This window comes from Achromobacter maghribensis, from assembly GCF_057334215.1.
This window is the reverse complement of sequence record NZ_JBHFII010000026.1, coordinates 151896-163523: the sequence shown is the minus strand read 5'-3', so window position 1 is coordinate 163523 and position 11628 is coordinate 151896. Positions and strand designations below refer to the sequence as shown.

Here is an 11628-nt window from a genome sequence, read left to right as displayed (position 1 = left end):
GGCGACATATTGGAAGACAGGGCAGCTTGCCTCTAGCGCGTCGTCGTTGCTGTCGTCATCCGGCTCAAGCAAACCCAAGGCTTTCGTGCATTCGATGAGCAGGACCCGCATTAGCGATCGACTTTCTCGTGGCAGATCTGCTCGTCGCAGAAGTTCCTCAGCCTCCACGCGATGATGGTCGCTCTCGCCTAGCTCGATTCCGATGGCCATCATTGTGTGAAGGAGTCGCTTTGCCGGGTCACCTAGGTCAGAGGTGTCAAGAGCGTTGGGGTGAAAGTAGATCATCTGGGGTCCGGGAAAATATGCTCCAGCCTACTGGTCTCCACTTGGCATGGGGCCTTTATTGCTGGGGGCAATGGGATTGCGCTGACCGCAATGCCTCATCGTGCGCCACATCTAGCTATACGCCTGTGGGCATGTGCCCGTTCTATTAGGCAAGAATTATGGAGAAAGGAAATAAGGGCCTTCGGCTCCGGCACGCTTTGCGAGTTGCCATGCGTGAACGTTCGCATACTGTTTCGCAGATGGCCGCTCACGTCGGGGTCAGTCAGAGCTACCTGTCTCAGTTGTTGAACGGCGATAAGGCGATGGATGCAGTGAGCGATCTGCATTTGCGGCGGTTCTCGGCATATCTCGGCATTCCGCCGATCGGCGCCTTCGTGCTCGCAGGTCGGCTGGAGTTGGCCGACTTCATCGAGGACATCCCGACCTTCGAAGAGGGGATTTCGAGAGGGCTGGCTTCGATTAGCAGCAGTCCATCAGCGGCAGAGGCAGGGGTTGATCTCACGGACCTCGAACGCCTGCCTGTTCCAATGAAGGTACTTATTGTTCTGCTGCATCAGCGCGCTCAGCTTGAGGATTTCCTCCGGCCGATGGGAGATTGGTGGTTGACGCGGAGGATCAAGCTTCAGGTTTGATTTGCGTTGAACTTGGCCCCCACGCTATGTAGCAGTGGGGGTTTTTGCATGACGATCGGTTCAGGCCCGTCTTGCTCCTCCGTGTCTCAGCTAACTATCATGAGGCTGCCGGGGATACTGGCGCATCAATCTTTGGCAAAGAGGGGCTTCATATGCTCCTCATTCAGATTGAATGCCGATTCGCTCTTACGGTGGGCATAGTGTTTCAGCAGCGTTTCCAGCTTGTCGTGCAACAGTGCTGCCACCACCGTGAATGCCCTGGGTTCCCTTGGGCCTATTGCTTTGGGTAGCGGGGCGTCGTGGTCCTCATCTTTAGATCCATCGTTCTTGACGCCTACCTTCCAAAAGCGAAGACTCCACGTGCCGTCCTCGGTCTGATACAGATTTGAGGCGATAGGTGTTGAAAGAGCCGACAATGTAGTGGTTGATATTGGTGACGGCCTCAGCGGGATTGGCGTAGTTCCGTTGCCAGATCCGCTCCATCTTCAAGTTCAGGAAGAAGCGTCCCATCCCGGCGTTATCCCAGCAGTTCCCTTGCGACTCATGCTGGTGAGCAGGCCGTGGCGAGCCAGCAGATCGCGGTGAGCCTGGCTGGCGTACCGGCGGCCACGGTCGGTATGCCCAATCAAGCTGGGCGCGGGTTGGCGCAGCGCGATGGTGATGCGTAAGGCCGCGTAGACTAGCTCCGCATGCATGGTGGGCGTCATCACCCAGCCGACGACCTTGCGCAAGTACAGGTCCATCACGGCGGCCAGATAAAGCCAGCCACGTTTCGTGCGGATGTAGGTCATGTCGGCCACCCAGGCCCGAACAGTTGGTCTCAGCTCCAGGTTTGCCTTGAGCTACCCCTACGATCGCCTACGTTGCTCATCGCAGGTCCCGCTCCAACAAAAGAGCAGAGGGTTCTGATCGGCGCCTCCAAAGGTACTTCGACCGCAGAGGTGGGTACGCCCTGATGTCTGAAAACCACTCGATCACCCTGCGAAACCGGGTAAACATGTCTGAAAAGTAGTCACTTACCGCTTGTTTTGTCTGAAAAGTGCGCGATTACTGTCCAATATGTCTGAAAACTACCGCCTAGCAGACCTTCTGTGAGCGTCCTTGTTTGCATAGCAATCATTACTTCAAGTCAGGAGCTGGTTCTCGATATGCTGGGAACTTGGCCACCTTCATCTGATAGGCAATAGATCGCACCTCCCGCTTGGTAAGCTACGGCCCGTAGAAGCTGGCTCAAGATGGGGGAGCAGCTCTGGTATGCCGGAGAGTCTTGCTGCACGAGGTCGGTGAGCGCTTGAGCCATACCGTGCAGCTTGAGCGCCTTCAAGCGCTCGATTAGGCCCAAGCTTAGCGTGGGCCCTTTTAATTGACGGTCGATGCTGTGCCAACAGTGTGCCATTCTGCCGACGTAGCGTGAGGGTGGACGCATAGGAAAATTTGGTATCAATCCTCGGCGAAGAAGGACCTCATATGTTCTTCGTGTAGGTTGAATGCTGATTCGCTCTTGCGATGCGCGTAGTGCTTCAGCACGGTTTCCAGCTTGTCATGCAACAGGGCTGCGACCACCGTGTAATGCCCGGGGTTCCTATTCAGGAAGTCAGTCGCTACGATGTGTCGCACAGCGTGCATCCGCAGGCGTGAGACCTCCGGGATGTAATTCTGAGCCACGCCAGCCATCAACTGTCCGACGTCCTTGTGCATATTGCCGTGGAGGTTGGGAAACACCCAAGGGGCGCCTAGATTGCGCCGAATCAAAACGGGTCGGTATACGTCCAGGTACTCCTCGATCCGGGAGGCCAGGGCTTTGGGAAGTGGCGCGTCGTAGTCATCATCTTTTGATCCGTCGTTCTTGAAGTCCCCTTTCCAGAAGCGCAGGCGCCACGTGCCGTCCTCAGCTTGATAAAGGTTCGAGGCATATGCGGAGAACTCTCCCGGCTTGATGTACTTCATGATGGTCAGCGTACGGTGCCGAAGCGGGTTGGACAGGGAAATAGCAACGAGCAGAGCATCTCGCTTGTACGTAGCCTGAAACGCCGAACCCGGTGCGCAGTTCGCGGCAGCGATGTCCAGTTGCTTGATTGCCCGTTTGAACGGCACCAACGGATCGTCAAGGCTGAGCAAGTGAAGCAAGGGTGCTTTGGGGTCGCGCGATTTTTTGCCTTTCCCGGCTTGTTGCCATGATTTGCACAGGCTGTGCGTCTCATCGCACAGTTGCTGCCATGTCCGGTCGCGAGCGAATTCCTGCACCTTCTCCAGAAGCTGAGGGTGCTGCCACAGGTATCCGTCTCCCGGGTTCGTCAGGTTGCAGACGGCGCCAGCCACATTGATGTGCCCGTTGTGTATGGTGTGGCCAGAGCGTGCCTTCATGAACTGGAGGTATGCCTCTAGGTTCTCAGGGATCACCAAGTGGGCAAGTGTTTGCACCTTGTCCACGGGCAGTCCCAGCCCTGCTACGGCGGTGTTTCCTTCTTTCGGTTTGCTCAGAAACCCGAGGAACGCGCGAACGATCTGAAAGTTGCGGGAAGCGCTGGGGCTGTAGTAGCCCTCCGTGACGCAGCAGAACTGCTCACTCGAGATCTCCGGCCCCACTTGATCCTTGGCAAGCACGCGCCAGCGTCCGCGAGGTGACCGACGCAGGCCAACCGGGTGCTCGGCGGTCTTGTAGCGCAAAAGCGCGAACCACTCAGCCTTCAGTTCGCAGCTGAATTCGCTGCGGGGCAGATAGAAGGGGTCTTTGACCAAGGAGCGCATGCGTTCGATGTACCGGTCGCCAGCCACCACCATTGCAACGCGTGTCTCCTTGCGGGGGTACTCCAGCTTACTTTCGAGGAAACCGCGTTCGAGCCCCAGGTGACGCTCCAGGCGACGTAGTGTCGGCATCCCCTTCTTCATTGGGTTCGCGCCATCCATCCAACGTGGCAGCGTCAGGGGTGCGGCACCGATCGCCTTCGCGATCTCTTCCGGCGTTTGTCCGCTGCTGGCGACGGCCAAGCGCAGCTCTTTGTGGAACATCGAAATGCCTGACACGGGTGCCAACTGGGCCTTGCGATGCAGGGTGTCCACGGTCTTTTTAATGGCCCTGAGCATGCTTAGCTTATCGGCAGCCGTCTTGCGATTGCCGCCGGAAATCAGCTGAGCGAACTCTTGCATGCGCTTGAGGAAGTCGGCGGTGAACTCGCGGCTGACGCGCTGATTCAGGTCCTTGCCACAGAACACCAGGTAGGCCTTCAGGGCGGAGGTGTGGTTGCGCAGTACCTGCTCGGAAAAGGATTCTCGTTCTTGGGTCAGGCGGGCTTTGTGGTGTTCAAGGAGTTGGTTGTATGTGATGTCCATTTCGTCTTCGGATAAAGGCGAAACGGGAGGAGCGAAACTCGGTGTGACGCGCGAGGCGAGCTGGGTTTGGTAGCTCACTGCGTACGACGAATAGTTGCCTAATTGAAAAATGCCCTGTGCTCTATGCTGTTTTTCTTCCATCGCGTCGCAGTAGTTATCTGAGAACGATGGGTACAATAACATGCTGAATAAAAAATGATTCTTATATGCCAAATAGATTTGTAGTCAAAACGACTACTGTATTTGATTCGTTATTTTGACCTGATGTCCACGGGTCCGATTCTGCCGTTTCTAGTGGTTGATTTGGCTACGCGTGATTGCGCAGGACCATCACGCGTAGCGCAAGATATGTATAGCGCACGAAGTCCAGGATGCGGTGAGTAACTCTTCGCTTGCCGCCCTTGAGGTTCGTGGGCGGTCGGGGTTCAGGTCAGTTTCGGTCCGAAGAAGGGCGGGCAGCAATGCCTCGCCGTGTGTATAGCGTGAGGCGTTGCGGATGACGAGCGAGAGCCGAGTTTTGGCTTCTTGAGCGTGCCCTCCTTTGCTAGTGGACTCTCAGGTTTGTCATGTCTTCGAGGCGCTTACCGTGGGATGGGCCGACTCTGTTATCCCTTGCTCTGTCTGTCCCTCTTGCGCGTACCGTCTGGTTTTCGCTTTTGGGGTGGTCGAAGCCTAGGGACAGCGTACCGTCCTCGCGGAGCAAAAATTCATGCGACGCTCCCGGTTGAGCCTTAGCTGTTTGCGCAATTCATGAGGAACAGTGACCGTCCCTTGCTTAGACAGAATGCTGGTCAATCGAGGGTGGCGCACGAAAGTTACTCCTCTTGGGGGTGAAGTCTCGCGGGTGGAAGCTCACGGCAAGGTCAACTTCATCTGATGGTCATGTTCAGCGGCATATGTCGCCAGAGTGAATTGAACAGCGAGATCATGATCCAAGACGCTCGTCCAGCGACGCATCTCTTGGGTGGGAGGGTAAAATTGGCCAAACTTTGGAAAACTTTGCCGTGCGACACCAAGCGAGCCGCCTGAAATGAACCCACCCGATAGTGAAATTCTCACCCTGGACGAAGTGGCGGTCTATCTCAAGGCAGGGAAGAAGACCGTGTATCGGCTCGCCCAGCAAGGGGAGATGCCGGGATTCAAGCTGGGCGGCACTTGGCGTTTTCGTCGCAGCGAGTTGGATCGCTGGATTGCCGCGCAGATAGCTGAGAAAACGCAGGACAAGACATGAGCGCACCGAAAGACGAACGCAACCAAGCCGCCTCGCCCGGAGAAGAGGCTACACGCCCATGAATGCAGTAGAAATCGAACAAGCCATCACAGACTTGGCGGAGCAGCCGTTCGACAGCGCAGAGTTCCCCTATGCCTTCCTTGAGGCGTTCGGCAACAAAGCGACGACAATCAAGCGCCTGCGTGCGGGGGCGTCTAACAAGTCCGACCTCGGCGGTGTTCTCCAGACCAGCAACATCCACATCCTGACCTGCGACGCAGGGCGGGTGACGCAGATGTTGGCCGCTCTCAAAGCCAGCCCGGCGACGGCCAAGGCCAAGGCCAAGTTCATCCTCGCTACCGACGGCGCGGACTTCGAGGCCGAAGACCTGACCAGCGGCGAGACAGTCGCCTGTGCCTTCAAGGACTTTCCCGACCACTTCGGCTTCTTCCTGCCGCTGGCGGGCATCAGTACCGTGCGCCAGATCAGCGAAAACGCCTTTGACATTCGGGCCACCAGCCGCCTGAACCGGCTGTACGTTGAACTGTTGAAAGACAACCCTGCCTGGGGAACAGCGGAGCGCCGCCACGACATGAACAAGCTCATGGCGCGGCTCATCTTCTGCTTCTTCGCCGAGGACACCGACATCTTCATCGGGAAGGGGCGCTTCACCGAAACCGTCGCGCAGATGAGCGCCAAGGATTCGTCGAACACGCACGAGGTCATCGCCACGCTGTTCCGCGCCATGAATACGAAGCGCGAGGACCGGGCAGCCGCCAAGATTCCCCGGTGGGCCGAAGACTTCCCTTACGTCAACGGGCAGTTGTTCTCTGGCGGCGACGAGGTGCCGCGATTCAGCAAGATCGCCCGGTCCTACCTGCTACACGTCGGCGGGTTGGATTGGACCAAGATCAACCCTGACATCTTCGGCTCGATGATCCAGGCCGTTGCCGAGGACGAGGAGCGCGGCGAGCTGGGGATGCACTACACCAGTGTTCCCAACATCCTAAAGGTGCTGAATCCGCTATTCCTCGACGACCTGCGTTCCAAGCTGGAAGAGGCGGGCGACAACCCTCGCATGTTGCTGAACCTGCGCAAGCGCATAGCGAGGATCAGGGTCTTCGACCCGGCCTGCGGTTCGGGCAATTTCCTGGTCATTGCCTACAAGGAAATGCGTGCCATCGAAGCCGAGATCAACCGGCGGCGCGGTGAACCGGATCGCGCATCGGAAATCCCGCTCACCAACTTTCGCGGGATCGAGCTGCGCGACTTCCCGGCGGAGATAGCGCGGCTCTCGTTGGTCATCGCCGAATACCAGTGCGATGTGCTGTATCGCGGCCAGAAATTGGCTCTCGCCGAGTTCCTGCCCTTACGGAACGAAAACTGGATCACTTGCGGCAATGCGCTCTGGCTCGATTGGTTAAACGTGTGCCCATCAATTGGGATCGGCGTGAAATTGCAATCGAGTGACCTCTTTGAGACGCCACTCGATCAGGCTGAAATCGATTTCGAGAACGAGGGCGGTGAGATCTACATCTGTGGTAACCCGCCGTACAAAGGAAGCCAAGATCAAACCGACCAGCAGAAATCAGACTTGGCCCATGTTTTTGCGGTGGAGAACATCAACTCTGGAGTGGCTGACTACGTTTTGGGGTGGTTTGCTAAGGCGGCAAATTTTGTCCGCAGGTATCGTGCCAAGTTTGCTTTTGTAGCAACCAACAGCATTCACCAAGGGAGGCAAGTTGCCAGAATTTGGCCTGCGCTGCTTGGTGACGATTTGAGGATTTTTTTCGCAGAGCCGTCATTCAAGTGGTCGAACCTGGCCTCGAAGAAGGCCGTAGTCACAGTATCCATTATTGGGATTTCTTCAGTGCCCGAGAAATGCCGAGTAATCTCAGATGGATTAGCCAGGGACGTGGATCAAATTGGACCTTACATGGTCCCTGGTCCGACGGTCTTCGTCGACGAGCGACGCACAGCATTGTCCGATGTGTCACCTATGTCGTTCGGCAGCATGCCCAATGACGGCGGGGCTCTGCTGATGAACTATAGCGAATACAAGGAGCTGATCACTGACCGCAGGACATTGCCGTTCGTTCGATCCGCAGCAGGCACGCGAGAATTCATCAATGGTGTTCCGAGATACTGCGTTTGGGTGAATGACGGCCAGTACGAGGAGGCAAATGAGATCCATACGCTCGCATGTCGCTTCAACCGTGTCAGAACAGCACGGGAGCAGAGTAAGAGACCAACTACAAACTCGCTAAGTCGATTTCCGTATCGATTTGGAGAGATTCGCCAGACCGGTGACGAGTCGGTCATCATTGTTTCAAAAACAGCTTCCGATAACCGCGATTACATTCCCGCTTCGTTGCTGGAGCGAGGTGGTATCGTCACTGAGGCGTTTGGACTCTTCAATGCGCCGCTTTGGAATTTGGCAATTGTGGTGTCCCGCCTTCATACAGTCTGGGCTAAGACAGTGTGCGGCAGAATGAAGAGTGACCCCAGGTATTCCAATACCCTTGGTTGGAACACCTTCCCGGTTCCAACGCTGACAGACAAAAACAGGGCCGACCTGACGCGCTGTGCCGAGGACATTTTGCTGGCGCGGGAGCATCACTTTCCCGCGACCATCGCGGACCTGTATGACCCTGAGAACATGCCCGCCGACCTGCGCGCTGCCCATGAACGCAACGACGAAGTGCTGGAGCGCATCTACATCGGTCGGCGCTTCAAGAACGACACCGAGCGGCTGGAAAAGCTGTTTGACCTCTATACCAAGATGACCGCTTCGGCTGCACCGGTTAAGGGCAAGAAGCGCAAAGCGGGAGCCAATGCATGAGCGACAAGATCAAGTCCGTACCGTCCGTTTCCGTCGCCTACGCCCGAAACGGAGCATCCACCAAGGCCAATGCTCTTGGGATGCGGCCCATGCAGGAGCGGGCCTACGAGAAGCGGGGCGAGCAATACCTGCTCATCAAGTCGCCGCCCGCATCGGGCAAGAGCCGTGCGCTGATGTTCGTGGCACTCGACAAGCTCAAGAACCAAGGCTTGAAGCAGGCAATCATCGTCGTGCCCGAGAAGTCCATCGGAGCCAGCTTTAATGACGAGCAACTGTCGAAATACGGCTTCTGGGCTGACTGGCACGTCGAGCCGAAGTGGAACCTGTGCAACGCGCCGGGCAACGACAACGGCGGTAAGGTCAAGTCGCTGGGCGCGTTCCTCGAAGGCAGTGACAAGGTGCTGGTTTGCACGCACGCCACCTTCCGCTTCGCCGTCGATGCCTACGGCGTGGAGGCGTTTGACGACCGACTGATCGCGGTCGATGAGTTCCACCACGTTTCGGCCAACCCGGACAACAAGCTCGGCTTGCACCTGGGACAGTTCTTCGCGCGGGGCAAAACGCACATCGTTGCCATGACCGGCTCCTACTTCCGTGGCGACGCGGAGGCCGTGCTTGCACCGCAGGATGAGTCGAAGTTCGATACCGTCACCTACACCTACTACGAGCAGCTCAACGGCTACGAGTACCTCAAGCAACTTGACATCGGCTACTTCTTCTACAGCGGGCCTTACGTCGATGACATCCTCAATGTCCTCGATCCCGCCGAGAAGACGATCATCCACATCCCCAACGTCAATTCGCGTGAAAGCACGAAGGACAAGATGCGCGAAGTGGAGCACATCATCGAAGCGCTGGGTGAATGGCAAGGCATCGACCCTGCGACCGGCTTCCAACGTGTCAAGCGCCCCGATGGCCGCGTGCTGCGGATCGCCGATCTAGTCGATGACGATGCCGCCAAGCGCGACCGCGTGTCCGCCTCGCTCAAAGACCCGGCGCAGAAGAACAACCGCGACCATGTGGACATCATCATCGCGCTGGGCATGGCGAAGGAAGGCTTCGATTGGATTTGGTGCGAACATGCGCTGACCGTGGGCTACCGCGCCAGCCTGACCGAGATCGTGCAGATCATCGGCCGAGCTACCCGCGACGCGCCCGGCAAGACCCGCGCGAGGTTCACCAACCTGATCGCCGAGCCGGATGCCGCCGAGGAAGCTGTCACCGAGGCCGTCAACGATACGTTGAAGGCCATCGCGGCAAGCCTGCTGATGGAGCAGGTTCTTGCTCCACGCTTTGAGTTCAAGCCCAAGAACCCCGACAGCGGCCCGACGCCGGGTTTTAACTACGGCGAGGGTGGCTACGACTCGGACCGCTGCAATGTCGGTGTCAATGAGCAGACAGGGGCGTACCAAATCGAGATCAAGGGCCTCGCCGAGCCCCAGAGCAAGGAGGCGGCGCGAATCTGCCAGGAAGACTTGAACGAAGTCATCGCGGCTTTCGTGCAGGACAAGCCCACCATCGAGCGTGGCCTGTTTGATGAGGAGTTGGTGCCCGAGGAGCTGACGCAGGTTCGCATGGGCAAGATCATCAAGGACAAGTATCCCGAGCTTGACGCTGAAGATCAGGAGGCCGTGCGCCAGCACGCCATCGCCGCCCTCAACCTAACGCAGCAGGCCAAGCGGCTTGTCACCGAAGGCGAGAGCGACGGGTCGCCCAACACCGCCCTGATCGACGGCGTGCGCCGCTTCGCGATGGACGTGCGTGAGTTGGACATCGACCTGATCGACCGCATAAACCCCTTCGGCGAAGCCTACGCCATCCTCGCCAAGACCATGAGCGAAGACAGCTTGAAGCAGGTTGCGGCGGCCATCTCGGCCAAGCGCACGAGCCTGACGCCGGACGAAGCGAGGGAGATGGCCGTTCGCGCCGTTCAGTTCAAGAAGGAGCGCGGCCGCATTCCGGCGCTCGATTCCCAGGATGCTTGGGAGCGACGCATGGCCGAAGGCGCGGCCGCCTTCATGCGCTTCAAGGCGGAGGGACGCTATGAGTAACTCCGATCTTGACGAACTCGCTGCGGAGCTTGCCGAGTTCGCACCGCCTGAGAAGAAGGGCGGACGGCCGGCCAGTGAGGAGCGCGTCATCGCGGGCTTTGAGGAAATCCAACGCTTCACCGAAAAGCACGGCCGTGCGCCGCAGCACGGTGAAGACCGTGACATATTCGAGCGCCTTTACGCCGTGCGTCTGGATCGTTTGCGCGCGCTCCCGGACTGCCGCACCCTGCTGGAGCCGCTAGATCATCACGGCTTGCTTGCCGGGACGCCTACCGTTGCCGCTTCGGCGGATGAAGCCATCGACATCGACGACCTGGCCGCCGAGCTGGCGGGTGTAGCGGACGCGGATGACATCACGGTCCTACGCCATGTCCGCACCAGCGCCGATAAGCGCGCCGCCGTGGAGATAGCGGATCGCAAGCCGTGCGAAGACTTCGACGTATTCAAGCCGCAGTTCGATCAGGTGCGAAACGACCTGAGCTCAGGTCTGAGGGTGACGCGACCCTTCGGGCAGTATGCAACGATCGATGTAGGTCACTGGTTCATTCTGGATGGTCAAACGGCTTACGTAGCAGAGGAAGGCGAGGAATTCGACTCGCCGCAAGGGAAGCGAGATGCGCGCCTTCGTGTAATCTTCTCCAATGGTACGGAGAGCAATTTGTTGCGGCTTTCCCTTGTGCGGGCTTTGTACAAGGATGAGGCGGGACGCCGGATCACCGATCCAGACATGGGTCCCCTGTTCAGTGACGCGTTGGAAGAAGGTGACCTGGAGAGTGGCACAATTTATGTGGTGCGTTCTCATTCCGACCATCCCTATGTGGCGCAGCATCGAGATGTCATCCACAAGATCGGTGTTACCGGCGGCAAGGTAGAAGCTCGCATTGCCAACGCTGAGTTGGACTCAACCTATTTGCTGGCGAAAGTTGAAGTCATCGCGACCTACAAGCTCGCGGGCATTAACCGAACCCGTATGGAGAGCTTGTTCCACAGGCTCTTCGCGCCGGCCCGCTTGAGTATCACCATCCATGACCGTTTTGGCCATCCGGTGCAGCCGGAGGAGTGGTTCCTGGTGCCGCTGTTCGTGATCGACGAAGCCGTTGCGCGCATCAAAGATGGCAGCATCCTTGATTACACCTACGATCCCAGCACAGCAATGTTGGTAAGGGCTAAGTGATTCGTCTCAAGCCAGCAAGGGCTTCTCCTTTCGGCTCTTGGCACGCGGCCAAGTAGTTTTGGCTGCTCCTGCTCGTCGTGGGCATTGTTAATGCCTCGTTGCCG

6 protein-coding genes and 2 pseudogenes are annotated in these 11628 nt (G+C 57.8%); 5 read left to right on the top strand and 3 right to left on the bottom strand.

Features of this window, described 5'->3' with window-relative positions:
• Window positions 1-494 precede the first annotated feature (494 nt).
• Entirely contained in the window at window positions 495-917 is a 423-nt protein-coding gene (locus ACE039_RS11580) for a hypothetical protein (protein WP_485822425.1), read from the top strand.
• 312 nt (window positions 918-1229) lie between these two features.
• Here ACE039_RS11580 and ACE039_RS11575 read toward each other — a convergent pair.
• The 3 genes and pseudogenes from ACE039_RS11575 to ACE039_RS11565 form a co-directional block, all read right to left on the bottom strand.
• A pseudogene (locus ACE039_RS11575) lies at window positions 1230-1723 on the bottom strand (DDE-type integrase/transposase/recombinase); the annotation flags it as partial.
• Window positions 1724-2057: 334 nt separating this feature from the next.
• A pseudogene (locus ACE039_RS11570) lies at window positions 2058-2313 on the bottom strand (ATP-binding protein); the annotation flags it as partial.
• Between the two features lie 44 nt (window positions 2314-2357).
• The gene (locus ACE039_RS11565; protein ID WP_485822424.1) at window positions 2358-4388 is read right to left on the bottom strand and encodes a hypothetical protein; all 2031 of its coding nucleotides are present in this window, start codon (window positions 4386-4388) and stop codon (window positions 2358-2360) included.
• An 889-nt stretch (window positions 4389-5277) separates the two neighbouring features.
• Here ACE039_RS11565 and mads1 point away from each other — a divergent pair.
• Genes mads1 through ACE039_RS11545 form a run of 4 tightly spaced genes read left to right on the top strand, consistent with a single transcriptional unit; the run spans window position 5278 to window position 11524 of the window.
• Window positions 5278-5478 carry a methylation-associated defense system helix-turn-helix domain-containing protein MAD1 gene (gene mads1, locus ACE039_RS11560; protein WP_485822423.1) on the top strand — a complete coding sequence of 67 codons (201 nt, stop codon included), beginning with the start codon at window positions 5278-5280 and terminating at the stop codon, window positions 5476-5478.
• Window positions 5479-5536: 58 nt separating this feature from the next.
• Window positions 5537-8299, top strand: coding sequence for a class I SAM-dependent DNA methyltransferase (locus tag ACE039_RS11555; protein WP_485822422.1), 2763 nt, complete (start codon window positions 5537-5539; stop codon window positions 8297-8299).
• Window positions 8296-10350: a DEAD/DEAH box helicase gene (locus ACE039_RS11550; protein WP_485822421.1), complete on the top strand. Its 2055-nt coding sequence runs from the start codon at window positions 8296-8298 to the stop codon at window positions 10348-10350. Before ACE039_RS11555 ends, ACE039_RS11550 begins: the two co-directional genes overlap by 4 nt.
• Complete coding sequence (locus tag ACE039_RS11545; RefSeq protein WP_485822420.1) at window positions 10343-11524, top strand: GIY-YIG nuclease family protein; 1182 nt, start codon at window positions 10343-10345, stop codon at window positions 11522-11524. Before ACE039_RS11550 ends, ACE039_RS11545 begins: the two co-directional genes overlap by 8 nt.
• Window positions 11525-11628 lie beyond the last annotated feature (104 nt).

What these genes read in the sequence shown, in the direction of transcription:
- mads1 (WP_485822423.1), top strand. Translation starts at nt 5,278, where the DNA reads ATGAACCCACCCGATAGTGAAATTCTCACCCTGGACGAAGTGGCGGTC.
- ACE039_RS11555 (WP_485822422.1), top strand. Translation starts at nt 5,537, where the DNA reads ATGAATGCAGTAGAAATCGAACAAGCCATCACAGACTTGGCGGAGCAG.
- ACE039_RS11545 (WP_485822420.1), top strand. Translation starts at nt 10,343, where the DNA reads ATGAGTAACTCCGATCTTGACGAACTCGCTGCGGAGCTTGCCGAGTTC.
- ACE039_RS11565 (WP_485822424.1), bottom strand. Translation starts at nt 4,388, where the DNA reads ATGGAAGAAAAACAGCATAGAGCACAGGGCATTTTTCAATTAGGCAAC.
- ACE039_RS11550 (WP_485822421.1), top strand. Translation starts at nt 8,296, where the DNA reads ATGAGCGACAAGATCAAGTCCGTACCGTCCGTTTCCGTCGCCTACGCC.
- ACE039_RS11580 (WP_485822425.1), top strand. Translation starts at nt 495, where the DNA reads ATGCGTGAACGTTCGCATACTGTTTCGCAGATGGCCGCTCACGTCGGG.